Source organism: Lysinibacillus sp. NPDC097868, assembly GCF_044761135.1.
Classification (GTDB): Bacteria; Bacillota; Bacilli; order Bacillales_A; family Planococcaceae; genus Lysinibacillus.
In genome coordinates this window covers 353,045-377,540 of the sequence record NZ_JBIWBS010000001.1, presented here as the reverse complement: position 1 = coordinate 377,540, position 24,496 = coordinate 353,045, and the positions used below count along the sequence as shown (strand labels likewise).

23 protein-coding genes are annotated in these 24,496 nt (G+C 39.3%); all 23 read right to left on the bottom strand.

The window, feature by feature from the left end; all coding sequences use genetic code 11:
• Positions 1-98: 98 nt before the first annotated feature.
• The 23 genes from ylqF to ACIQXJ_RS01620 all read right to left on the bottom strand — a co-directional run bounded on the left by ylqF (position 99) and on the right by ACIQXJ_RS01620 (position 24,452).
• Positions 99-974: a ribosome biogenesis GTPase YlqF gene (gene ylqF, locus ACIQXJ_RS01730; protein ID WP_401009488.1), complete on the bottom strand. Its 876-nt coding sequence runs from the start codon at positions 972-974 to the stop codon at positions 99-101.
• A gap of 139 nt (positions 975-1,113) precedes the next feature.
• Positions 1,114-1,680 carry a signal peptidase I gene (gene lepB / locus ACIQXJ_RS01725; RefSeq protein WP_403048937.1) on the bottom strand — a complete coding sequence of 189 codons (567 nt, stop codon included), beginning with the start codon at positions 1,678-1,680 and terminating at the stop codon, positions 1,114-1,116.
• 112 nt (positions 1,681-1,792) lie between these two features.
• Complete coding sequence (gene rplS, locus ACIQXJ_RS01720) at positions 1,793-2,137, bottom strand: 50S ribosomal protein L19 (RefSeq protein WP_139860434.1); 345 nt, start codon at positions 2,135-2,137, stop codon at positions 1,793-1,795.
• Between the two features lie 126 nt (positions 2,138-2,263).
• Complete coding sequence (gene trmD / locus ACIQXJ_RS01715; protein ID WP_403054797.1) at positions 2,264-2,992, bottom strand: tRNA (guanosine(37)-N1)-methyltransferase TrmD; 729 nt, start codon at positions 2,990-2,992, stop codon at positions 2,264-2,266.
• Positions 2,992-3,507 carry a ribosome maturation factor RimM gene (rimM, locus tag ACIQXJ_RS01710; RefSeq protein WP_401009489.1) on the bottom strand — a complete coding sequence of 172 codons (516 nt, stop codon included), beginning with the start codon at positions 3,505-3,507 and terminating at the stop codon, positions 2,992-2,994. Before rimM ends, trmD begins: the two co-directional genes overlap by 1 nt.
• A 229-nt stretch (positions 3,508-3,736) precedes the next feature.
• Positions 3,737-3,970: a KH domain-containing protein gene (locus ACIQXJ_RS01705; protein WP_004269410.1), complete on the bottom strand. Its 234-nt coding sequence runs from the start codon at positions 3,968-3,970 to the stop codon at positions 3,737-3,739.
• 15 nt (positions 3,971-3,985) lie between these two features.
• Positions 3,986-4,258, bottom strand: coding sequence for a 30S ribosomal protein S16 (gene rpsP, locus ACIQXJ_RS01700; protein ID WP_024362057.1), 273 nt, complete (start codon positions 4,256-4,258; stop codon positions 3,986-3,988).
• Positions 4,259-4,352: 94 nt separating this feature from the next.
• A complete protein-coding gene (gene ffh, locus ACIQXJ_RS01695) occupies positions 4,353-5,711 on the bottom strand; it encodes a signal recognition particle protein (protein WP_403048934.1) in 1,359 nt (452 codons plus the stop codon).
• A 12-nt stretch (positions 5,712-5,723) separates the two neighbouring features.
• Positions 5,724-6,059, bottom strand: a complete 336-nt coding sequence (locus ACIQXJ_RS01690) for a putative DNA-binding protein (RefSeq protein ID WP_401009491.1) — start codon at positions 6,057-6,059, stop codon at positions 5,724-5,726.
• Between the two features lie 201 nt (positions 6,060-6,260).
• Positions 6,261-7,520: a signal recognition particle-docking protein FtsY gene (gene ftsY, locus ACIQXJ_RS01685; RefSeq protein ID WP_403048931.1), complete on the bottom strand. Its 1,260-nt coding sequence runs from the start codon at positions 7,518-7,520 to the stop codon at positions 6,261-6,263.
• On the bottom strand, positions 7,517-11,098 hold the full coding sequence (smc, locus tag ACIQXJ_RS01680) for a chromosome segregation protein SMC (protein ID WP_403048928.1): 3,582 nt from the start codon (positions 11,096-11,098) through the stop codon (positions 7,517-7,519). Before smc ends, ftsY begins: the two co-directional genes overlap by 4 nt.
• 3 nt (positions 11,099-11,101) lie before the next feature.
• The gene (gene rnc / locus ACIQXJ_RS01675) at positions 11,102-11,866 is read right to left on the bottom strand and encodes a ribonuclease III (RefSeq protein ID WP_401009494.1); all 765 of its coding nucleotides are present in this window, start codon (positions 11,864-11,866) and stop codon (positions 11,102-11,104) included.
• A 298-nt stretch (positions 11,867-12,164) separates the two neighbouring features.
• The gene (gene acpP, locus ACIQXJ_RS01670) at positions 12,165-12,401 is read right to left on the bottom strand and encodes an acyl carrier protein (protein ID WP_024362063.1); all 237 of its coding nucleotides are present in this window, start codon (positions 12,399-12,401) and stop codon (positions 12,165-12,167) included.
• A 60-nt stretch (positions 12,402-12,461) separates the two neighbouring features.
• The gene (fabG, locus tag ACIQXJ_RS01665) at positions 12,462-13,208 is read right to left on the bottom strand and encodes a 3-oxoacyl-[acyl-carrier-protein] reductase (RefSeq protein WP_403048925.1); all 747 of its coding nucleotides are present in this window, start codon (positions 13,206-13,208) and stop codon (positions 12,462-12,464) included.
• Positions 13,201-14,154, bottom strand: a complete 954-nt coding sequence (gene fabD, locus ACIQXJ_RS01660) for an ACP S-malonyltransferase (protein ID WP_403048922.1) — start codon at positions 14,152-14,154, stop codon at positions 13,201-13,203. The genes fabG and fabD overlap by 8 nt, the downstream gene beginning before the upstream one ends.
• 19 nt (positions 14,155-14,173) lie before the next feature.
• Entirely contained in the window at positions 14,174-15,166 is a 993-nt protein-coding gene (gene plsX / locus ACIQXJ_RS01655) for a phosphate acyltransferase PlsX (RefSeq protein ID WP_403048919.1), read from the bottom strand.
• 2 nt (positions 15,167-15,168) lie between these two features.
• Complete coding sequence (gene fapR, locus ACIQXJ_RS01650; RefSeq protein ID WP_340825879.1) at positions 15,169-15,741, bottom strand: transcription factor FapR; 573 nt, start codon at positions 15,739-15,741, stop codon at positions 15,169-15,171.
• Positions 15,742-15,873: 132 nt separating this feature from the next.
• On the bottom strand, positions 15,874-17,919 hold the full coding sequence (gene recG, locus ACIQXJ_RS01645; RefSeq protein WP_403048916.1) for an ATP-dependent DNA helicase RecG: 2,046 nt from the start codon (positions 17,917-17,919) through the stop codon (positions 15,874-15,876).
• A gap of 379 nt (positions 17,920-18,298) precedes the next feature.
• Complete coding sequence (gene sdaAA, locus ACIQXJ_RS01640) at positions 18,299-19,219, bottom strand: L-serine ammonia-lyase, iron-sulfur-dependent, subunit alpha (protein WP_403048913.1); 921 nt, start codon at positions 19,217-19,219, stop codon at positions 18,299-18,301.
• An 11-nt stretch (positions 19,220-19,230) separates the two neighbouring features.
• A complete protein-coding gene (sdaAB, locus tag ACIQXJ_RS01635) occupies positions 19,231-19,893 on the bottom strand; it encodes an L-serine ammonia-lyase, iron-sulfur-dependent subunit beta (protein ID WP_173477792.1) in 663 nt (220 codons plus the stop codon).
• 350 nt (positions 19,894-20,243) lie between these two features.
• Positions 20,244-21,893, bottom strand: coding sequence for a DAK2 domain-containing protein (locus ACIQXJ_RS01630; RefSeq protein ID WP_403048910.1), 1,650 nt, complete (start codon positions 21,891-21,893; stop codon positions 20,244-20,246).
• Between the two features lie 18 nt (positions 21,894-21,911).
• A complete protein-coding gene (locus ACIQXJ_RS01625) occupies positions 21,912-22,274 on the bottom strand; it encodes an Asp23/Gls24 family envelope stress response protein (RefSeq protein WP_024362072.1) in 363 nt (120 codons plus the stop codon).
• 573 nt (positions 22,275-22,847) lie between these two features.
• Positions 22,848-24,452 (bottom strand): M20/M25/M40 family metallo-hydrolase, encoded by a 1,605-nt coding sequence (locus ACIQXJ_RS01620; protein ID WP_403048907.1) that lies wholly within the window; start codon positions 24,450-24,452, stop codon positions 22,848-22,850.
• Positions 24,453-24,496: the final 44 nt, after the last annotated feature.

Sequence of the window (24,496 nt, the reverse complement as noted above, 5' to 3'; positions counted from 1 at the left end):
TCTCACTCTATATCATTTATCGGCAACAACTACTATTCCTAAAAGAAAAACTGCCATGCTCACGTTTTATTGCGTGAGCATGGCAGTTTTTTCGCACATTATTGCTGTGTAGCTTCTTTTTCAAGCTGTTCATCAACAAAGTCAAATGTAAGCTTTCCTAAAAGTAACCCGCGAATATCTCGAACGATAAGCTGTGCTACTTGATCATAATCGATTTCTCCACCTGCGCCAAAAACACGACGAAGCTTGCCAATATGGTCAAAAGTTTCTACTAAATCCTCATGCATAAATTTGAAACCATATCGTTCCTCCATGCGAGTTGGATAATGCGTCGATAAAAATCGCAACCCGTAAACAGCTAAATCTTCCATATTTGTAATGGTGTCTTTAATAGCGCCTGTTAATGCCAACTTATAGCCGACTTCTTGATCTTCAAACTTTGGCCATAAAATTCCTGGTGTATCAAGCAATTCAAGCTCCTTGCCGACCTTGATCCACTGTTGAGCCTTCGTCACACCTGGCATATTGCCTGTTTTTGCAATATTTTTCTTTGCTAATCGATTAATAAGTGTTGATTTCCCAACGTTCGGAATACCAACTATCATTGCACGAATTGCTCTCGGCTTCATTCCTCGAGACTTCATTCGATCAAATTTTTCTTTTAAAATTTCCTGAGCTGCCTTTGTAACGAGTTGCAACCCTTTTCCTTCAAGAGAATTGATCGCCACCGCTTTATGACCATGCTGTGCAAAGTACTCTACCCATTTGCGTGTTTCATGTTCATCTGCCATATCTGATTTATTTAAAATAAGAAGACGTGGCTTTTGATTAATAACCTCATCAATCATTGGATTTCTAGAAGATAGCGGCAAACGTGCATCAATTAATTCAAAAATAATATCTACTAGCTTCAATTTTTCCGTTACTTCACGGCGGGCCTTCGCCATATGCCCTGGAAACCATTGTATAGTCATTTCTATACCTCCTAAATAAGAAAAGCGCATTCGCCCAATTTACACGTAATAACCGTGCAGTGCAAATGCCTTAAAATCGAATAAGAAAACTTATGCTCTTAGACGTTAAGAAAGGGAGGGTTCGCCTCCCTTTCAAACATTACTTCACAATTTTAATATCGCTATACGGCCAGAAAATAAGGCTCGTATTGCCTATGATTTCTTTTTGATCGACGATTCCAATATGACGGCTATCCTTACTATAACGACGATTATCTCCCATGACAAAAACATAGCCCTCTGGAATTACATCATTAAGTGATACATCAATGTCATTTAACGTAAAATCTTCCGTTAATGTACCCTCTGTAATTTTAGCTTTGTAGGCATCTAGATAAGGCTCGTCTATCGGTTCACCGTTAATGTATAGCTGATCGTCTTTATATGCTAACGTTTCACCTGGTAACCCAATTACACGTTTAATGTAGTTTTTTTGTTCTGGTGCATGGAACACAACAATATCAAAGCGCTTTGGTTCGCCAATTTTATAACCGATTTTATTAACAATCATTCGGTCGCCATCTTCAAGGGTTGGCATCATGGACTCACCATCAACTGCAATTGGTGTAAATAAAAAATAACGAATAACTGCTGCAATCGCAAATGCAATTAAAAGCGCCTTTGTCCATTCCCATAATTCATTCTTTTCTTTCACTTGTTTTTCCATTATGAATTGCCCCCTTGTCTATCCTCATCCTCATTTTAGATGATTATTATTTAAGATGACAAGCAAAAAGAAAAGGAGCTTGCAATACAAGCCCCTCACTTTTAAGTCATAATTATCGAATTTCTTTAATACGAGCAGCTTTACCACGTAGGTTACGTAGGTAGTAAAGTTTAGCACGACGTACTTTACCACGACGTACAACTTCTAAGTTAGCGATTTTTGGTGTGTGTACAGGGAATGTACGCTCAACACCAACACCGTAAGAAATTTTACGAACTGTGAAAGTTTCGCTAATACCGCCACCACGACGTTTGATAACTACACCTTCGTATACTTGGACACGTTCACGTGTACCCTCTACTACTTTCACGTGTACCTTAACAGTATCACCAGGACGGAAAGCAGGTAGATCAGTACGAAGCTGAGCTTTAGTAATTTCTGTAATAATGTTTGACATTGTTTTCTCTCCTTAGACAGATGCTCTTGCACGCAATCTATGCCACAGCGGAACACCGTAATTCAGCACTTCACATAGAAGCACAGAATAGATGTTATCACATATACTGCATGCAAGCAAGTATCTTTATAGTTCTTTTTTAAGTTTTTCTAAATACAATTTTTGCTTGTCTGTTAATGGATATTGCTCGAGTAGATCTGGGCGACGCTCGAATGTTCGTTTTAACGATTGTTCTTCGCGCCATTGCTCGATTTTCGCATGATTGCCTGATAATAATACTTCGGGTACTTGCATGCCTCGAAATTCAGCAGGTCGCGTATAATGTGGGTGTTCTAGCAGCCCCGTTGAAAAGGAATCTTGAATATGGGAATCTTCTTGTCCTAAAACACCAGGTAAAAGCCGTACTACACTATCAATAACCGTCATTGCACCTAACTCTCCACCTGTTAACACAAAATCTCCAATTGAAATTTCGTCGGTTACTAGGTGTTGACGAATGCGTTCATCATAGCCTTCATAGTGGCCACATAAAAACACTAATTCGCTTTCTTGCGCTAGCTCCTCAGCTTTTTTTTGGGTGAATCGTTCACCTTGCGGACACATTAAAATGATGCGTGGCTTTCTACCTGCTGTAATTGCCTCTACAGCGCTAAACATCGGTTCTGGCTTCAATACCATCCCTGCACCGCCACCATACGGATAATCATCTACTTGTTTATGCTTGTTGCCTGAAAATGCACGAATATCGGAAACTTCTAGCTTTACAGCACCTTTTTCCTGCGCCTTTTTTAGTATCGATGCTCCAAACACGCCCGAGAACATATCAGGAAACAGGCTTAACACGTGAATATTCATCATAGCAAGCCTTCCATCACATGAATGACAATTTTCTTTTCTTCCACATCAATATTTTTTACGATGTCTTCAATATATGGAATGTAGTGTTCTTTTTTTGCACCTTTCACTACCCATACATCATTGGCACCTGTTTGCAGAATATCTTTCACTTCACCAATTGTTTCGCCTTCTTCAGATACAACTGTACAGCCAATAATTTCATGGAAGAAAAATTCATTTTCTTGTAATAAATCATCGGTCATTTGATCTTTCGTGATTTTCAGCATTCCTTCTTTGAACGGTTCGACAAGGTTGATATTATCCATGCCTTCAAATGTTAATAAAATAAAGTTTTTATGGCGGCGTACCGATTGAATTGTTACCCACGTTGGCTTTTTATCGTCTTTTTTAAACGCTGCAATCTTATTTCCCACCGCAAAGCGCTCTTCTTCAAAATCTGTAGTCGATAATATACGTACTTCACCACGGATACCGTGCGTGTTGACAATACGACCTACATTAAACCATTCCATCCATTTCACCTCTATAACGTTATATATCCGTACTATATAAAAAAAGGAAGGAACCAGCAAGCTCCCCCCTCTTCTATCCAGATTTTACGCTACACATTTACTGTCCCGTCGAATTCTAGCAACGTATGTAAGCATACTTGTTAGAATTCTTCAGTGCAAAATGGCGACAGGTTGCATAGTTGCTACATTGTTACCTTCTCGCGTGTAAACGAGCGTGAAAATCTTTTTATCAATCCAATATATCGACGTAAGTCTTTTTTTGATGGTGACTACCTGCCGCTGAATAAACAATTGTACGAATCGCTTTCGCCACTCGCCCTTGTTTGCCTATGACTTTCCCTCGATCCTCTGGATGAACAAAAAGTTTATAAACAATTCGATTTGCATTTTCGTCCGTCTCAATACGAACTTCTTCTGGATAATCGACTAACGGTAAAACGATTGCTTCAATCAGCTGCTTCAAAGACGTCTCCCCCGATTATTTACTGAATTTTTGGTTATGGAATTTTTCCATGATACCTTGTTCTGAGAACAAGTTACGTACTGTATCTGATGGTTTTGCACCGTCAGCTAACCATTTAAGAGCTTTCTCTTCATCAATGTTTACTGTAGCTGGTTGAGTTAGTGGGTTGTAAGTACCAACTGTTTCGATTGAACGACCGTCACGTGGTGAACGAGCGTCTGCAACTACGATACGATAGAAAGGAGATTTTTTAGCTCCCATACGTTTTAAGCGAATTTTAACTGCCATTTTAATAGCACCTCCGAATAAGTTTCACACAAGATAGTATATTATCAATGTTTATGTTGTTTGTAAAGTGTTTTTTCTTAACACCTATAAAATATTATTTAAACAATGAATCAAAGCCTGGTAATTTCATCTTTTTCTTGCCTTTACCTGTAGCCATACCTGTCATTTGTTTCATCATTTTTTTCATTTCGTCAAATTGTTTTAACAAACGATTTACCTCTTGAATAGACGTACCTGAACCTTTTGCAATACGTTTTTTACGGTTGCCGTTAATAATTTCAGGATTTGTCTTTTCAGCCTTTGTCATAGAGTAAATAATGGCTTCTACACGGCCCATTTGCTTATCATCCACTTTGACATTATCTAACCCTTTAATTTTGCCTGCGCCTGGTAGCATTTTCAATATTTCATCGAGAGGGCCCATTTTCTTCACTTGTTGTAATTGCTCAACAAAATCATCGAGTGTAAAGCTTTGCGTTTTGAACTTTTCTTCAAGTTCTTTCGCTTTTGCTTCATCGACGTTTGCCTGCGCCTTCTCAATTAGTGATAAAACGTCACCCATACCTAAAATACGAGATGCCATACGCTCTGGATGGAACGGTTCAAGCGCGTCCATTTTTTCACCCATACCGACAAATTTAATCGGCTTCTGTGTCACAGAACGGATAGATAATGCCGCACCACCACGTGTATCCCCATCAAGCTTAGTCAATACAACACCTGTAATGCCGACAGCCTCATTAAAGCTCTCCGCAACGTTTACAGCGTCCTGACCTGTCATAGCATCTACTACTAGGAATACTTCATCCGGCTCTTTAAGCGCACGAATATCCTTTAATTCTTGCATTAAATCCTCATCGATATGCAAGCGACCCGCAGTATCAATAATTACTACATCATGATGCTCTTCTTTTGCTAATTCAATTGCCTGGCGAGCGATTTCAACTGGTGATACATCTGTGCCTAAAGCAAAAACAGGTAAAGATAATTGCTTTCCTAATGTTTGTAATTGCTGAACCGCAGCAGGGCGATAAACGTCAGCAGCAACTAATAATGGTTTACGATTATATTTTTTACGTAAAACATTTGCTAATTTCCCAGTAGTTGTTGTTTTACCCGCACCTTGCAAACCGACCATCATAATGACAGTTGGTGGCTTCGTATTAAATTTAATCGGGCTTTGTTCGCCGCCCATCAGCTCCGTTAATTCGTCTTGAACGATTTTAATTACTTGTTGACCCGGTGTTAAGCTTTGCATAACATCTACACCAACAGCACGTTCACTTACCTTTTTAACGAATTCTTTGACTACTTTTAAGTTAACATCCGCCTCGATTAAAGCAAATCGGACTTCACGCATCATTTCTTTTACGTCTTGTTCCGATACTTTTCCTTTACCTTTAATCTTTTGGATCGTTCCTTGGAGTCGTTCCGCTAATCCTTCAAAAGCCACTGCTTTCGCCTCCTAATCCCATTCTTTCAACTGCTCAATAAGCGCCAACTGCTCCTCAACCGCCATACTTTTTTCCGTAATCCCAGCTGTAAGTCGCGCAAGCATTTGCGTGCGTTGTTGAAATTTTTCCAGTAAACATAGTTTTTCTTCATATTCTTCAAGCATCGCTTCAGTTCGACGAATATTATCATAAACAGCTTGACGTGAAATCCCATATGATTCAGCGATTTCTCCAAGTGAGTTATCATCTAAATAATAGAGTTCCATATAACTTCTTTGCTTATCTGTTAATAATGCTTGATAAAAGTCGAAGAGAAAGTTCATGCGTGTTGTTTTTTCAAGTAGCATCGAGTTTCTCCCCCCGTTGTTTGTCATTTGTATCATAACGAAAAGCGCCCGTCTGTGTCAAGGTAATCTCCTTGTCTAAAAGCCTTCAATTAGCTGATTTAAGTAATCTTCCATCATTAGCTAGTATTTCTCTTTTAAACAACGCATTTCACCTTTTTACACAGTCGAGCACTCGTTCTATCCACTACAAAATAACTATCGTTACTCTTCGCTATTTTGTAGCTCTTTATCTAAACCTTCTGCAAACAAGCCATATACATAACGTTCTGCATCAAATGGCTGTAAATCGTCCATCTTTTCACCAAGACCAACGAATTTCACAGGAATGTGCAATTTATTTCGAATGGCTAGCACAATACCACCCTTTGCAGTACCATCAAGTTTCGTCAAGACAATACCTGTTACGTTTGTTACTTCTTTAAACGTTTGAGCCTGCACAAGCGCATTTTGACCAGTAGTCGCATCTAGTGCTAACAATACCTCATGAGGTGCATTTGGTATTTCCCGCGAAATAACACGATGTACTTTTTCAAGCTCATTCATTAAGTTCACTTTGTTTTGTAAGCGACCAGCAGTATCACAAATCAATACGTCCGCTTTACGGTTTTTGGCGGCACGTATCGCATCATACATGACCGCTGCTGGATCCGAGCCTTCCGACTGCTTAATAACTTCACAACCTACACGGTCTCCCCAAACTTGTAATTGATCAATCGCACCTGCACGGAACGTATCCCCAGCTGCTAATACAACCGTTTTACCTTCCGATTTTAAACGACGTGCCAATTTGCCAATTGTTGTTGTTTTCCCAACACCGTTTACGCCAACAAATAAAATAACAGTTAGCTCACCATTAGGTTGCATGTTTAGGTCAATTAAATCTTCTTCACCTTGCTCATAAATTTCTACAAGTTTTTCAGAAATAATTGCTTGGATACCGTTAGTATCTTTAATATTTTTACGCTGAACCTCGTAGCGTAGTTTATCCATAAGCTCCATCACTGTTTCAAAGCCAACGTCTGCTTGTAATAATAAATCTTCTAGTTCTTCAAAGAAATCTTCGTCTACTTTGCGGTAACGTGCAACTAAATCATTGACCTTTGAAGTAAATGAATTTCGTGTTTTTTCAAGACCAGCTTTAAACTTTTGTGTAATGGACCAAGCAGAAGGTTTTTTTTCTGGTGCCTCTTGCTCTACAACGGCCATTTCCAATACTTCTTCTGGTTTTTCTTCCTCGGCTATATCGGAAGTCTCTATAACAGTAATGTCCTCACTTGGTGATTCCTCTACCTTTTCTTCTACTTCTACTTCTACTTCTACGTTAGTTGTTTCAAGCAGGGCAGGCTCCGCTGTGTCTTCAAGCTGTAAATCGGCTGACTGTTCGTCACCTATAGTTTCTACTTTTTCTTCTTCTGTTGGATTTCCAATCAACTTATCTTTTAAACGTTTAAAAAAACTCATGCTTGTTCGCTCCTTTGCTCCGCAAGTACGGGTTCATCTTCTAATTTTACTGATACAAGTTTTGATACACCTGATTCCTGCATCGTAATACCATACAGTACGTCAGCTCCCTCCATTGTACCTTTACGATGTGTAATGACAATAAATTGGGTATTGCGACTAAACTTCTTCAAGTATTCGCTATATCGAACAACATTTGCCTCATCTAATGCCGCTTCTACTTCATCGAGAATACAGAACGGCACAGGTCTAATATTTAAAATGGAGAATAGTAAAGCAATCGCAGTAAGTGCACGTTCCCCACCAGAAAGCAAACTTAAATTTTGCAGCTTTTTACCAGGTGGTTGTGCAACAATTTCAATGCCTGTTTCAAGCATATTGTCTGGATCTAGTAATACTAAATCCGCTTGACCCCCACCAAATAATTCGCGGAATACATGTTTGAATTGCTCACGAATGGCAAAAAACGTCTCACTAAAGCGCAGTGTCATTTCTTCATCCATTTCTTTAATCGCTTCGTGTAAAGTATCTTGCGCTGCAAGTAAATCCTCACGCTGCTCTGTTAAAAAAGAATGACGCTCTTGGACACGCTCAAATTCATCAATTGCACTTAAATTCACAGGACCTAATTCTTCAATGGATTTTTTCAATAGCTTGACACGACGTCGCATATGCTCTTCATCTTCAATTGATAAGGATACTTCCATTGCTTCTTCAAACGTTAGTTGATAGTTTTCTTCGAGCTGATTATTATAATTATTCATCTCAAATTCTACGCGGCTTCGCTTTAATTCATTCGCACGTATTGCTTCAATGAAGCCTTTATGTATACGTTGCAATTCCTTTAGCTGCTCTTCTAACGTTGTTAGCTCTAGTTGTTGGGCTGCTTTTTTATCTTTTTTCTGTGAAATTGTAACTTGTAACGTTTCTCTTCTAGCTTTCCAAGTAGTAACTTGCTCCTCAACTTCTTCATCACTCAACAGTTTTGTCGATTCATCAGATTGAAGCCATATTATTTCCTGAGAAATATTGTCGACTTTTTGTCGAGCTTTGTTTAATTGTAGAGCAAGTTCTGCCGTTGCAATTTGTACTTGTGACATTTGCTCCTGCATAACCGCTAATTGTGAACGTTTTTCAGCAGTCTGCTCACGAAGAACATCCTTTTCCGTTTCACTTTGTAATTTAACTTTACCTAGCTGCTCTACCGTTTCATTAATCGCTACTAATTCTATTGCAAGAGCTGCTAAACGCGTCGTTGCTGCTTCCTTTTGAGCAAGCAGTGCTTCTTCACGTGTCTTCACATCCTGCGTTTCATTGGAAGCATATGACACTCGTGCTGACAAGCTTTTTTCAACAACTTCTAATTCCCGAATACGACTTGCCTGTTGCATCTCTTCTTTTCGTAGCTGATCGCCTTCTAGTTTTAATTGTTCCACTGCGTCACGCAATGATGACAATGTTTCCTTTTCTGTTGCTACAGACTGTTCTGCACTATAAATGGTTGTTTCTAGCGCTTCTAGTTTGGCAATTAGACCATCTAGCTCGGCTTTTCTCGTAAATAGTGAAGACTGTTGTTTTGCAGCACCACCCGTTAAAGAACCCCCAGCATTGACAATATCTCCTTCGAGCGTTACTACACGATAGCGGAAACCACATAAGCGCGCAATTTGGCTAGCACCTTCTAAATTCGCTGCCACGATTACATTGCCAAGTAAATTTTCTACAATGGAGCGATTATCTTCATCGAACGTCACAAGTGCATCTGCCATTTGTACGAATGCTGGATGCTCAGTAGCAAGCTGTATCGATGATAAATTAATTTTGCGTGATTTCATGACCGTTTTCGGTAAAAATGTCGCTCGACCTGCTCTTTTTTGTTTTAACCACTTGATTGCCTGTTGAGCATTCTGTTCATTCGACGTCACAATATGCTGTGATGCAGCACCTAAAGCTGTTTCAATCGCTTGTGAATATTTACCGTTAACCTGAATTAATTCTGCAACAGCGCCTTCAATGCCGAATAATTCACCTTTGTCACGGGCCAATAATACTTCCTTAACTCCGTGGAAGAAGCCTGAGAAGTCTGCTTCTAATTCTGCTAACGTGTCTTTTCTAGCTTTTAATTGTTGCTGATGTTGATAAGCCTTGTATAGCATTTCCTGCTTATCGTTAAAGGAACTATTCACTTTTTTAAATTGAATTTGCAATGCTTCATATTGCTCTAGCTTTTGTTGCAGTTCAGTCGTTGTTGCAGTATATGTGCCAACAAGCGACTCTTTCTCAGTCACAACTTCATTAAGCTCTTGCCCAATTTCATCCGTTTGGTCGGTCATTCGCGCAGCCATCGCTTTTTGTTGCGATAGTTGTTGATCGATATTTTTCAATTCATTTTTTACTGTTGCTTCTTCATTTAACGAATCGATATAACGGTTTTTATGCTCTTCAATTTCTTGTTCGATCTCTATAACAGAACGATTTAATGATTGCTCTAATTGCTTAATAATTTGCTTTAAAGTTAAAACTTCTTGTTGCTTTTCAGTAAACAACTGTTTTTTCTCAAGCTCTTGTGCCGTTAGGTCCTCTACTTCATTTTTCGCTTCTTGTAATGATGCATTTAACTGTTGTAATTGGTTCGTTGCATTTTGACGCTTTTCAGCCATTAAAGCTTTACGGCCATCCCAACGCTCCATTTCCATTGTTGCATCAACAAGCTCCGATTGAGCAGCATCCAGTTCTACATCAAGCTCTTTTAAATGTTTACGAATTGCTGTAGATTGTGTTTCTAAAGCTTGAATATTACTAGCATGTTTTTGCTCTGTTTCAGATAGTTGCGTATATTCTTCTTTCAATGCATGCAAAGATTGTGCACAATTTTTTAAATCGTGCACAAGAATCGCAATATCAAAATCCTTAAGCTCCGTGGACATTTGCACATAATCTCTTGCGCTAGAAGCTTGTATTTGCAAAGGCTCCAAACGGCTATCTAACTCATGCAGAATATCTAAAACACGGTATAAGTTTTCATCTGTTTCTACAAGTTTATGCTCAGCTTTTTTCTTTCGAAGCTTGTATTTTAATACACCAGCCGCCTCTTCAAATATTGAGCGGCGGTCGTCAGGGCGGCTATTTAAAATTTCATCGACACGGCCTTGCGAAATAATTGAAAAAGCCTCTTTCCCAAGTCCTGAGTCCATAAACAAGTCCGTAATATCCTTCAGGCGACACTGCTGGTTATTTAATAAATATTCACTATCACCTGAACGGTATACGCGTCTTGTTACGCTTACCTCTGTATACGAAAAAGCAAGCTGCTCATCAGTATTATCTAAAATTAATGTTACCTCTGCAAAGTTTAGTGGCTTTCGAGAGTCACTCCCAGCAAAAATAACATCTTCCATTTTTGCCCCACGCAACGACTTTGCCGATTGTTCCCCGAGTACCCAACGAATAGCATCAGTTACATTACTTTTCCCACTGCCATTTGGTCCAACAACAGCTGTAACTCCTGGTACAAAATCAATACCAATGCGCTCCGCAAAAGATTTAAAGCCAATCACTTCGAGTCGTTTTAGGAACATCTATTAAGCCTCCTCTTTAGCAGAATGCTCACGCATCATACGCATAGCGCATTGTGCTGCTTGTTGTTCAGCTTCTTTTTTCGATTTTCCTCTACCGATTCCAAGCTCTTGTCCATTTAATAGCACGCTCGATACAAAGGTACGGTTATGCGCTGGGCCCTTTTCATCGATAATCTCATAATGAAGAAGACCGTTGTTTGTTTGCTGTACCATTTCTTGTAACTGGCTTTTAAAATCCATCACATGCGAAAAAGCACCGACTTCTACTTTTGGGAACACGATTCGTTCTAAAAACGTCACGACCGTTTGCAAATCCTGATCTAAATAAAGAGCACCCACAAATGATTCAAATACATCTGCAAGTAGCGCTGGGCGTTCCCGTCCTCCTGTTAATTCCTCACCTTTTCCAAGCAATACAAAGCGACCAAAGCCTAATTCATTTGCAAAAATAACAAGTGATGGCTCACAAACAATTGATGCGCGCAGTTTTGTTAATTCGCCCTCGCTCATATGCGGGTATTTCTCAAAAAGGTATTTAGAAACAGATAGTTCAAGTACTGCGTCGCCTAAAAATTCGAGACGCTCATTATCCGTAAACAATTTACGGCGATGCTCATTCACATAAGATGAATGCGTGAATGCTTGATACAATAAATTTTTATTAATAAATGTGATATTTAATTCATGCTGTAACAGCTCGAATTGATTGCGTACCTTTTCAGGAAGTACGCCTGATTTCTGCATAGTTCCTTTTCTTCTCATAGCCATTGAACAATCTGCCTTCCTAATAGTTTCTACCGTCTTAGTGTACCTTTTTCAAGGCATTTATGCAAAAGTATTTCGGCTGAAATACAATGTTTTGGAAGTTTTAACGTAATTTTTTAACAAAAATAAAAAAAGGCACGCAAATCGTTCGAAAAACGAACCATTTCGTACCTTTAAAATACATCAAAGCATAAAATGCTTTTGCGATTATGCTTTGATGTAAGTATTACAATGAAATCAGATTTTTAATATGCAACCTCAAAAGGCTGCGGTCGAAATCTGTAACATCTGCCAGAGGCGATTAGTTAATTTTACCTTCGATGTATGAAATAGCAGAACCTACTGTTGAGATTTTTTCAGCATCTTCATCAGAAATTTCCATATCGAATTCGTCTTCAAGCTCCATAACAAGCTCAACAACGTCTAATGAGTCAGCACCTAAATCATCACGGAAAGAAGCTTCTAATGTTACTTCACTTTCTTCAACACCTAAACGGTCCACGATTACTTTTGTTACGCGTTCTAATACTGTAGTCAAAACTTTCACCTCCCCTCAAATGATTATACAAAAAATTTATATTTATGCTATAGCATAATATTACATCACCATGCCGCCGTCAATATGTAGCGTTTGGCCTGTCATATAGTTAGCATCATCTGAAGCTAAAAACACAACAGCTTTCGCAATATCCTCAGGCTGCCCTAGTTTAGCAAGTGGAATTTGTGTTAGCATACCTTGTTTTAAATCTTGTGGAAGCTGTTCAGTCATCTCTGTTTCAATAAAGCCTGGTGCAATCGCATTAACTAAAATATTTCGTGATGCAAGTTCCTTGGCAGTTGTTTTTGTTAAGCCAATTACACCCGCTTTTGCCGCTACATAGTTAGCTTGCCCAGCATTGCCTGCTACACCAACGATAGAAGAAATATTGATAATACGTCCTGCACGTTGCTTCATCATTTGACGAGTTACAGCTTTTGTACAAAGGAATACACCTTTTAAGTTTGTATTGAGAACATCGTCCCATTCGTCTTCCTTCATTCGCATTAATAAATTATCGCGTGTAATACCTGCATTATTAACTAAAATATCAAGTGAACCAAATGTTTTGACTGCTGCACCCATCAAAGCAGATACTTCTTCTGTTTTTGAAACACTCGCCTGTACAGCAAGCGCTTCGCCACCGTTTGCTTGTATTGCTGCAACAACCTCTTCGGCTTTAGCTTGTGAGCCACTATAGTTTACGATAACCTTTGCACCTTCATCCGCAAGCTTTAACGCAATCGCACGTCCGATTCCTCGTGAAGCACCTGTTACAACTGCAACTTTACCTTCTAATTTACGCATTGATTGACCACTCCTTCGACGCTTCTAATACTGCTTCTAATGAAGCTTCATCATAAACACAATACGTTGCCACTGAACGATCTATTTTCTTTACTAAGCCACTTAATACTTTACCAGGTCCACACTCGATGAAAACATCCACGCCTTGCGCAATCATTTCACGAACTGATGCTTCCCATTGTACAGCGCTATAAACCTGTTCTACTAATTCTTGTTGAATAGCTGGCACATCTAGCAATTCTTTTGCTTTAACGTTGCCGATAACCGGAATTTGCGGTGCTGATAATGTAATATCTGCTAATGTTGCCTGTAATTTGCTCGATGAAGGGCGCATTAATTCTGAATGGAAAGGTCCACTCACTACTAATGGAATGGCACGTTTAGCACCCGCTTCTTTTGCAGCGACAGAGGCTTTTTCAACGCCTTCTTTTGTACCAGAAATTACAATTTGCCCCGGACAGTTAACGTTTGCCACTTGTACTACATCGCCATCAGCTGTTACTTTTTCAGTCACTTCACGCAATGCATCAAGCTCCATTCCAAGAATAGCAGCCATTGCACCTTGCCCTGCTGGCACTGCTTCGTTCATAAATAAACCACGTTTATGCACTATAGCGACAGCATCTTCAAACGATAACACGCCTGCGATAACTAATGCACCATATTCTCCAAGTGAGTGACCAGCTGCATAATTCGGTGTAATGCCTGCAGCACGTAATTTCTCAGCGACCATAACGCCTGTCGTTAATAACGCTGGCTGTGCATGATATGTTAGCGTTAACTCTTCAGCAGGTCCCTCTAGCATTAATTTAGACAAGTCAAATCCAAGTGTCTTGTCCGCATTTTCGTAAAAGGCTTTACTTTCTTGCGAGTTGCTTACAAATTCTTGGCCCATACCAACCGCTTGAGAGCCTTGGCCTGGAAATATAAATGCGATTTTCGTCATTTCTTATTAATCCCCTTTGTTAGTCAATTTCTAAGTGACGTACTGTATCTGTTATCGTTGAAATAACTGTATGCTCTACCATCGTATTTGCCTGACGTATTGCACTGAAGATTGCTTTTGCATTCGATGATCCATGTGCTTTAATAACAGGCGCTTGTAAACCAAACAAACCTGCACCGCCATACTCTGTGTAGTCCATTTTATTTTTTAAGTCACGTAAATTACTTTTCATAAGTACTGCTGAAATTTTTGTTTTTGTAGAAGACATAAAGGCCTCTTTTAACATTGTAAACAATGCCCCCGCTGTTCCTTCTATCGACTTCAGCACCATATTGCCTGTAAATCCATCTGTTACAACAACATCAGCAACACCATCGAGTAAATCACGCGCCTCGACATTGCCGACAAAATTCAAGTCCGCTTCTTTTAGTAATTCAAAAGCTGCCTTTGTTAAGTCATTTCCTTTTTTATCTTCTGTTCCGATATTTAACAGTCCAATACGTGGCTTTTGTAGACCGCCTACTTTTTTAGCGTAAATATCACCCATAATCGCATATTGCAGTAAATGCTCTGGTCGTGCGTCAGCATTTGCCCCTAGGTCTAGCATTAAAAAGCCTTTACCATCAAGCGTCGGCAATGTCGTTGCTAAAGCTGGTCGTGCAATTCCTTCTATACGGCCTACCTTAAACAAACCACCTGCCATTAATGCGCCTGTATTGCCGGCTGAAAGACATGCATCAGCTGTTCCTTCTTCCACCGCATCCATCATTTTTGCCATTGATGAATCCTTTTTACGTCGTACAGCACGTGCAGGATCATCTGTCCCTTCGACCACTTCTTCACAGTGGATAACCGTTAAGCGATCGTGCATTTTTAAAAATGGGTCAAGCTTTTCTTGCTGTCCATATAATTGAATTTCCAAGTTCGGAATTTGTTCTAATGCTAATAATGCACCTTCCACTACTGATTTCGGTGCATTGTCGCCACCCATTCCATCAAGTGCTAATTTCATTATTATTCACCTTTACCTTTCGTGCGGTACATATCAAATTCACCAACAAAAACAGTTTCACCGTTCACAGTAGATATAATCTCTACTTTCGTACGATGGCGTTCATCATCTCTTCCAACAACGACCGCCTTAGTTATAACACGATTTCCGGCTCTTACAGGTTTCACAAATGTAATATTGGAGTGCACTGTTAAGGCCAGCTCATCATCAATAACCGCTACAGCTAATGAGTTTGCCTGTGCAAATAAATGATGTCCACGCGCGATGCCATTGCGCTGAAAAACATGCTCTTCTTTTACATCAAATATAGATAATGCTCGATTATCTAGTTCTATATCAATAATTTCACCGATTACTTCATCAATCGGTAAGGATTTCACTTCATTTTCATATGTTTTCGAAGCCACATCTTTAATTCGTTCACGCAATTCTGGAATTGCTAATTCCATACGATCTAAACGAATTGTTTGAACACTTACCTGAAACTCCGATGCTAGTTGTTCATCTGTGACGAATGGATTTTCCGCAATCGTTTCAGATAATAATCGCTGTCGCTCTTTTTTCGTTCGTCTCAACGTCATTCGCCACCTTTTGAGTTGTTATTAGCACTTGGTACTAATATCAGTATATAGAGTATAAAAAAAGAATGCAAGACTTGTTTTCAAAAACAAGCACTCGCATTCCTTGTAGTACAACATTAAATTTCACTAATCAAATCGATCACCTTGTAGAACACCAGACTTTTCAAGCATCTCACGTAAATATTGATACGTTTCATCATGCCAAAATGCCTCTGTTTCAATCATTTCAGTAGCATCTTTTCGCGCTGTCTCAAGCGTTCTATAGTCATGTACTAAATCTGCAACTTTAAAGTCAGGTAAGCCACTTTGCTTACGTCCAAAGAAATCACCTGGTCCACGAAGCTCCAAATCTTTTTCTGCAAGTCGGAAACCATCATTTGTTTCAGTCATAGATTGCATTCGCTCTTTACCTTCATCAGATTTTGGATCAGCGATTAATACACAGTAGGATTGATGTTCACCCCGCCCTACACGACCGCGAAGCTGATGTAGCTGCGCTAAACCAAAACGTTCTGCATCGTATACAACCATAAACGTTGCATTTGGCACATTTACTCCGACTTCAACAACTGTCGTAGATACTAATACTTGTATATCACCTTCACTAAAATCACGCATCACAGCATCTTTTTCATCCGCTGGTAGGCGGCCATGCATTAAGCCAACTTTATAGCGACCATTAAAATACGAGGCGAGCTGCTCATAAATTTCCACTGCATTTTGGACATCCAATTTATCGGATTCTTCAATTAACGGACAAATAGCATATGCCTGTCTACCTGCTTGAAGCTCTAGCTCTAATTTGGAAAGTACAGAACCAAGCTGTTCTTTTTTCATCCAATGAGTTTCAATTTCTTTGCGCCCCGCTGGCATTTCATCAATCAATGAAACGTCCATTTCGCCAAAGGCTGTAATCGAAAGTGTTCGCGGAATAGGCGTTGCGGTCATAAAGAGCACATCAGGATTTTCCCCTTTATCACGTAAAATCCTCCGTTGTTCTACGCCAAAACGATGCTGTTCGTCTGTTATCACAAACCCTAGTCTATTAAATATTACATCTGGCTGTATGAGTGCATGCGTTCCTATCACAATATCTATTTCCCCATCCGCAAGTGCAGCTAATAATAGACGTCGCTCCTTTGTTTTCGTTGAGCCCGATAATAACGCTACACGTACACCAAATGGCTCAAACCATTCTAATAAGTTTTCAGCATGTTGCTCAGCTAAAATTTCAGTTGGTGCCATTAGCGCTCCTTGAAATCCGGCCGTCACAGCGGCATATAAACAAATTGCGGCAACTACTGTTTTCCCTGAACCAACATCCCCTTGTAGTAAACGATTCATACGATGTGGTTCTTTTAAATCCTTGCAAATTTCATTGACTACTCGCTTTTGTGCTCCTGTTAATTCGTAAGGTAAAGAAGCGATAAATGCACGTACCTTTTGCAAGTCAAATTGTATAATTGTCCCACGTTCATTATCCTTACGAATTTTTCGCAACGCTTGAATCCGAAGCTGAAAGTTTAATAATTCCTCATAAGCAAATCGCCTTCTTGCTTGTTTAGCGTGTTCAGCATCTAGTGGAAAATGAATACCTTCAAGGCCATCACGAATCGAGACAAGCTTGTAGGCATCCTGCAAATGTTGTGGAATCGCATCTGGTAGCTCTCCACCAAAATCATCTAACACTTGCCGCATATATTTGCGAAAACGTTTTTGCGGTATCAAACCTTTGAGACTATAAACAGGTTCAAAGTCTACTTGGTCTATTTTCGGGCCAAATGAGACTGTTGTTCCGTTAATCACTTGTCTGCCTCTATCCCATTTCCCCGTAACAGTCACAATAGTACCTGGTACAAGCTTTTGCTTTAAATAGTTTTGATTGAAAAATACTACCTTTACTAAATGACGGCCAGCGAGCACTGTCACCTGCAAGCGAGATTTATTGCGCCCTAAAAACAAAACAGTCGGCTCACGCTCTACTTTACATTCAACAGTAACACGTTCATTATGAGGTGTTTGTGCCAAGTCCTTTAAGCGAAAATCCTCATGTCGATGCGGAAATGTCCACAAAAAATCATTTATCGTTTCAATACCTAATGTTTCTAAGTGTGCTGCGGTTTCTTTCCCAACTCCTTTTAATTCGGAGACAGGACTGGTTAATTCAGTCACCTTTCACTTCAGCCCCTTTGAATAACGCCAATTCGAATACTGTATTTGTCGCTGTGTACAAATTTAAACTTTTGTTAATAAAAGGAGCCTACCTCCCTTCTATTTAAATCCTTGTTCTCTTTCATAGATTGTTAGCATTTTATATTGCCTATATACAGCACTTCTCTTGTCAACTTTATCATAAAAAATTTATTTCGTGTCATCACAGTAACTATGAAATGTCGACGCACACTCATTGTGTTGAAAATTCCGCTAAATTTCATCTATTGCAAAAGAAAGAAAATCTATGTTCTTCTTAATAATGCATAGCAAAAAAGTGTTAGATTGATTGTAGTCAATCTAACACTTTTTCTTTTTTGCCCAGCCACTTATTCATGCTTTACTCTACTGTCATACCTGCTTTTAGTATACTTTGTAAATCACCATTATTAAGAATAGCATTGCTGATTGCTTTTCCTGTTGGCGTCGCAGCTAAGCCACCACGTGCTGTTTCTTTCAAGTTCGGGCTCATCGACTGACCAATGCGATACATCGCACCAATGACTTCATCGCACGGAATACGACTCGTTACACCTGCTAGCGCCATATCTGCTGCAACAAGAGAATTCGCTGCCCCCATTGCATTACGCTTAACACAAGGCACCTCAACTAATCCAGCTACTGGATCACAAACAAGGCCAAGCATATTTTTTAATGTAATAGCGAATGCTTCTGAACATTGCTGTGGCGTTCCACCTGCCATCTCCACGATTGCTGCCGCAGCCATCCCAGCAGCTGAACCGACTTCAGCCTGACAGCCGCCAGCAGCACCTGAAATGGAAGCATTATTTGCTACAACAAAGCCAAATGCACCTGAAGTAAATAAATAGCGAAGCATCTGTTCACGCGTTGGATTTAGCTTATTTTTCACGGCAAATAAAGTACCTGGCACAACTCCCGCTGAACCCGCTGTAGGCGTTGCACAAATTGTACCCATTGCAGCGTTCACTTCATTCGTCGCAACCGCTTTACTAACAGCGTCTAATAATAAATCGCCTGATAGCGATTTTCCTTGTGCAATATAATTTTGAAGTAGAACGGCGTCTCCACCCGTTAAGCCTGTTACAGACTGTACTCCTTGTAAGCCTCGTTCTACCGCTTCTTCCATCACTGTTAAGTTTTGGTCCATCTGTTGCATAATTTCTTCTCGCGTGCGTCCGCTTATTAACATTTCCTGCTCAATCATTAGTTCAGAAATTAGCTTTTCTTCCTGTTCTGCACGTTCTACAAGTTCACGTACATTATGAAATAACACTTCCATAGAGACACCCCCTAGTTATTAATTCTCGACACTTTCGTAATATGTGGTATTAATGAAATTTGTTGAAGTACTTTTTCCTCAATATTTTGATCAATCTCAATGACCATTAGCGCCGTTAAACCACGTTCAATACGTGAAACTTCCATATGCCCAATATTGACATTGTGCATCGCTAAGCAATTCGCGACATTTGCAATACAGCCAGCACGATCATCGTGAACAACAAGAATGGCTGGCATCCCACCTGTTAAACGAAGTTTGAAGCCATTGACCTCGCTCACTTCAATTTTTCCGCCTCCAATTGAAATGCCGACAATAGACATTTCTCCTTCATCATCACCGAACACTAGTCTAGCTGTGTTCGGATGCTCTGTATTCGCAGTTTCCGGAATAAACTCATATTCTAATCCGGCCTTTTCCGCATGTTCAAAAGCCGTTTTAATACGTTCATCAAATGTATCAAAATCTAATAAACCACCAATTATTGCTACATCTGTCCCATGCCCTCTATACGTTTCAGCAAATGATCCATAGAGATGAATTTTCACCCATTTCGGTTGTCTGCCAAATAAATCTCTTGCTACACGTCCAATACGCGCTGCACCTGCTGTATGAGAAGAAGATGGACCAATCATAACGGGTCCAATAATATCAAAAACTGATGTAAACTTCATACAAGCACCCCTCTATTCTATTCGTATAATAATTTTACATTTAGTTATATCATGCTTGATAGTTACTATAAAAGTAAAGCACTACATTTTTCAACTTTCAGAAAATTAACACGACTATAATTTATAGCGTATTTATATTATTTCTTTTTTGTCCACTCTATAAATACACTCTTTCCAACAAGTTGATATCCCAGTATTTTCAAAATATATGTCCTCTGTAGAAATACATAAAACTATCTATTTTGTTCATTTCGCGTTATTCCCTACATGTTGTATTCCTTTTACCATAAACAAAAGCAGTACACAACTTGTGCACTGCTTCGCCTACTCGTTTACTCAGTAACCATATATTATTCTACCGAAATAATATATGGATATAATCCTTGTTTACCGTTAAATAACTCCACTTCTACATCTGGGTAGTTCTCTTCGATAAATTGGATTAATTCACAGGCATTTTCTTCAGAAGTATCTTCTCCATAAATAACCGTAACGATTTCAGTATTCGCATCTACTAAATCTGTAATTACTTTCTCAGCAGCATCTTTTAATGCTGGTGTAGACAGTACAATTTTTCCTTCAGCAAGTGCCATAAAATCGTCTTTATGAATTTCTACGCCATCAATAGACGTATCACGCACCGCATAAGTTACTTGACCTGTTTTTACATGTGCAAATGCTTCTGTCATCGTTGCTTGGTTCGTCTTAACCGTCGCTTCTGGATTGAATGACAGAATGGCAGCCATCCCTTGAGGAATAGTTTTTGTCGCTACAACTGCCGCTTCAATATCCAATAGCTCTACAGCTTGTTCAGCTGCCATTACTATATTTTTGTTGTTTGGTAAAATGAGCACTTTTTCTGCGCCAATTTCCTGAACAGCTTTAACAATGTCTTCAGTTGAAGGATTCATCGTTTGTCCGCCTTCAATCACATAAGAAGCACCGATTGAACGTAATAAGCCAGCTACACCTTCTCCCATCGCAATCGTTACAATGGCATAAGGGTGCTTTTCCGCTTTTTTCGCTGGAGTTGATGCTTTGTGATCTTCACCAACAATAGCCGAATGTTGCTCACGCATATTATCAACTTTTATTTTTATAAGGCTACCGTATTTTTGACCCATCGCTAAAACTGCGCCCGGTTGCTCTGAATGAATATGCACTTTAGCAATTTCTTCATCAGAAATAACAAGTAAAGAATCACCTAATGGATTTAATTCATTGCGGAATTGCTCCTCGCTAAATGGCTCTTTTCCTTCTTCCAAACGAACCATAATTTCAGTACAATAACCAAATTCAATATCCGCAGTATTCATAAAATCTTGTGCTCTGTGATGTTCTGCATTAATTAAATCGTCTAATGTTGCATCATTTTTTTTCGGTAAAGGCTCACCCTTTAAAGAAGCTAAAAAACCTTCATAGACAAATAGCAATCCTTGACCGCCACTATCCACAACGCCTACTTCTTTTAAGACAGGTAAAAGGTCAGGTGTACGCTGTAGCGAAGCCTTTGCTTCTTCAGTAAATGCTTCCATCACAGCGATGATATCGTTTTCACTTTCAGCAACTTCAACGCCTTTTTTTGCCGCTTCACGCGCAACCGTTAAGATTGTTCCTTCAACTGGCTTCATCACCGCTTTATAAGCTGTATCTACACCAGCTTGGAATGCACCAGCGAAAGCTTTTGCATCAATCGTTGTATCTTTTTCTACAAATTTTCCAAAACCACGGAAAAGTTGTGATAAGATAACACCGGAATTCCCACGAGCGCCCATTAGTAATCCTTTTGATAAAGCTTGCGCCGTTTTCCCAATATGTTCTGATGCTTGTAATTCTGTTTCTTTGGCACCAGATGTCATCGATAAGTTCATGTTTGTCCCTGTATCCCCATCTGGTACTGGAAATACATTTAAAGAATCTACATAATTTGCATTTTGATATAGGTGATGGGCACCCATTTGTACCATTTCAGCAAATTTTAATCCGTCTAAAGACCGCATTCGATTTTGTTCCTCCTCTTACTCATTCGCTACACGAACGCCCTGCACAAAGATATTGACAGATTTTACGCTCATACCTAATGTTTTATCTACTGTATATTTCACTTTCGATTGTACTTGATAAGCAACTTCCGAAATTTTAGTCCCGTAACTAACAATAATATACATATCAATATGTAAATCTTCTTCTTGTTGTCGAATTACAACACCTTTTGCAAAGTTCTCTTTACGTAAAATATCAGTTAGACCATCACGAATCTGATGTTTTGATGCCATGCCAACAATACCGTAGCATTCTATAGCAGCGCCACCAGCAATCTGTGCAAGTACATCAGTTGAAATATCAATTTGGCCGAATTCGTTATTTAATTCAATTGACATAGAAATGCCCCCTTGGCTCTTTTTGACTAAATTATATTGTACCACTTTGGGTATACATTAAGCAACCTAAGTTCCCTTGAAAGCGCCTAGTGTCAACGTTTTTAGCGTTTCATTCCAATCTTCACAGTCTACGCTATTTATTGCGAACAAATCTTTATCGAACTAGTAATAGCTTTGCCTGAAGTTATACTGACAAAACCTATTTTCATTTTTATAAATCAAACTTCCTTTCCGCACATAAAAAAGCTGATGTTTTAAACATCAGCTTCAGGCTTTAATTGTTTAAGTGCCTGGCACTCCACATAGGTACCTAGCATATTATCGGCTCCTAAATCGTAAAAACCTACATCGCTTTCCGCGGGCACGACGTAAGCCGCAACCCTCGCTACGCGCGGTTTGTTGCGACTTACATTGCGTGGTTTCCCACAGGCGTCCACGTGGATTTTTATTTGGTTAGACATAAAATACATGATTAGCATGAAAATTGTTTGAGTGCCTGGCACCTCACCACATATTTCACTTTGTTCTGCGTAAGGTGAGCGATTTGTAAAATATACTTATTCTATAAAATTATCAATATAAGCTTTTAATAAGTGTTTCAATCATAACAGGCATTTCTTTAAATGCGCTATCAACATGTAACCGTTCCGTCTTTTGATGTGCGTCTTTGCCGAAAGGGCCAACATTTAGCACTGGGCCTTTCAAATCAGCCATCGCTTCAAATGGAATACTATACGTATCACCATAAACAGGCGTGTTTCGCTCGAATGCAGTCCAGCCATTTGAGTCATCTGTATAATTGACATAACTTAAATCACAAATGCCATTGAAATAGTGAATTTGCTCAACTTCAATATCAAAGGTTTTAGCTGTTTTCTTCATTAATTCAATTGATTGCTTCACTAACGGATGCTCTGATGAATTAATTGCAGGATAATATGGTGGTGCATACAACAGCACTGTTGCTGGTGTTAGCTCCTGACAACGAATCATTAATTGATCTACAATACGAATCGATTTCTCACGGTCATCCCACGATGTATTTTCTAGAACTTGTTTTTTAATGTGCTTCACTTCTTCAGCGCCAAGTTTATTAATAGCATGCTCTAAAACTGTTTCGTAACGAAGTACTCTTACTTCACCAACACCTTGTACTTTTTCACGCTCACAAATTTTATTGTATTGCGTGTTACAAGCAGCCATCGCCTCCAAAGCGACTTGTTCAAAGATTTCCATCACCTCTGTTGCTGTCCGCTTCAACAAAAATACATTGTAGAGCGCTGCTGCACGATATGGCGTTTGTGTCGAATACTCCATTTTTAAATCTTTTAATTGTAAGGATACTGGCAATGGTGTACTTTCGCCTAAATCCGTTTCACTGAACACAGGATTCCACTCCATATGCTGCGTCATATAAGACGCAATATAGTTTGCTGTCATGCCTTTTAACGGTTCACCTACATGTGTCTCTTTCCCATAAAATAAAGCAGCAGGCATAATTTTTCCTATCGTGCCTGAATAAATATATTCATTTATATCAGAAGGTCCTTGCGAGAACGAAGGCTCACTATTTAAAAATAACTTATATGTTAAACCATATTGTTCACGAAGTCTTACTAGCTCAACTACTGCTGCACGCATACCAGCCGAGTTTACTTCTTCATCTGGTACTGCTGTTAAAATAAGATTGATTGGCCATTGTTCGATACTAGCTTTCTCAATCAATTGCATATGCAAAGCAAGCCCCATTTTCATATCCATCGTTCCACGACCAAACAAATAATTGCCTGATTCTAAATCAATTCTTGCGGCTTCTGGTAAATCTTTTTTATATTTTGGCTCCATCAGCTTGCTCGTTAATTCTTCTGGACGACAAGCAAATGGCTCAAGCTCTCCATATTCCTCCGTATGAACGGTATCAAAGTGACTAATCAGCACTACTGTTTCCGTTGCCGTTGGATGCTTGTACAACGCTGTTAGCGCATGGCGGCCTAGTCCTGCGTCATGTAATTCTATATAGTTAGGGTTGTCTTGAAAATAAGTAAGCGTTTGCAGTGTATCTCTTAATTTATAGGCAAATTCATTTTCACCTGGTGTTAATGTTCTGCTTTCCCAACTTACTATTTCACATAATAATGCCCGAAGGTTTTCCGATGTATTCCATAAATATTTGCTCATCTTTAAAATCTCCTTTATTCGATAAATGCTTTTCCTATATCAGG

Coding starts and splice junctions, on each gene's coding strand:
- ylqF (WP_401009488.1), bottom strand. CDS start 974: ATGACTATACAATGGTTTCCAGGGCATATGGCGAAGGCCCGCCGTGAA.
- rplS (WP_139860434.1), bottom strand. CDS start 2,137: ATGTCAAACATTATTACAGAAATTACTAAAGCTCAGCTTCGTACTGAT.
- ACIQXJ_RS01690 (WP_401009491.1), bottom strand. CDS start 6,059: ATGCTACTTGAAAAAACAACACGCATGAACTTTCTCTTCGACTTTTAT.
- sdaAB (WP_173477792.1), bottom strand. CDS start 19,893: ATGAAGTTTACATCAGTTTTTGATATTATTGGACCCGTTATGATTGGT.
- fabG (WP_403048925.1), bottom strand. CDS start 13,208: ATGCGTAAATTAGAAGGTAAAGTTGCAGTTGTAACAGGTGCTTCACGA.
- ACIQXJ_RS01620 (WP_403048907.1), bottom strand. CDS start 24,452: ATGAGCAAATATTTATGGAATACATCGGAAAACCTTCGGGCATTATTA.
- plsX (WP_403048919.1), bottom strand. CDS start 15,166: ATGAAATTAGCACTTGATGGAATGGGTGGCGACAATGCACCGAAATCA.
- rnc (WP_401009494.1), bottom strand. CDS start 11,866: ATGGCTATGAGAAGAAAAGGAACTATGCAGAAATCAGGCGTACTTCCT.
- rimM (WP_401009489.1), bottom strand. CDS start 3,507: ATGGAATGGTTTAATGTAGGTCGTATTGTCAACACGCACGGTATCCGT.
- sdaAA (WP_403048913.1), bottom strand. CDS start 19,219: ATGGAAGTGTTATTTCATAATGTACGTGAACTTGTAGAACGTGCAGAA.
- ACIQXJ_RS01625 (WP_024362072.1), bottom strand. CDS start 22,274: ATGTCAATTGAATTAAATAACGAATTCGGCCAAATTGATATTTCAACT.
- fabD (WP_403048922.1), bottom strand. CDS start 14,154: ATGACGAAAATCGCATTTATATTTCCAGGCCAAGGCTCTCAAGCGGTT.
- trmD (WP_403054797.1), bottom strand. CDS start 2,992: ATGAATATTCACGTGTTAAGCCTGTTTCCTGATATGTTCTCGGGCGTG.
- ftsY (WP_403048931.1), bottom strand. CDS start 7,520: ATGAGTTTTTTTAAACGTTTAAAAGATAAGTTGATTGGAAATCCAACA.
- lepB (WP_403048937.1), bottom strand. CDS start 1,680: ATGGAAAAACAAGTGAAAGAAAAGAATGAATTATGGGAATGGACAAAG.
- ACIQXJ_RS01630 (WP_403048910.1), bottom strand. CDS start 21,893: ATGCGGTCTTTAGACGGATTAAAATTTGCTGAAATGGTACAAATGGGT.
- smc (WP_403048928.1), bottom strand. CDS start 11,098: ATGTTCCTAAAACGACTCGAAGTGATTGGCTTTAAATCTTTTGCGGAG.
- rpsP (WP_024362057.1), bottom strand. CDS start 4,258: ATGGCAGTTAAAATTCGCTTAAAACGTATGGGAGCTAAAAAATCTCCT.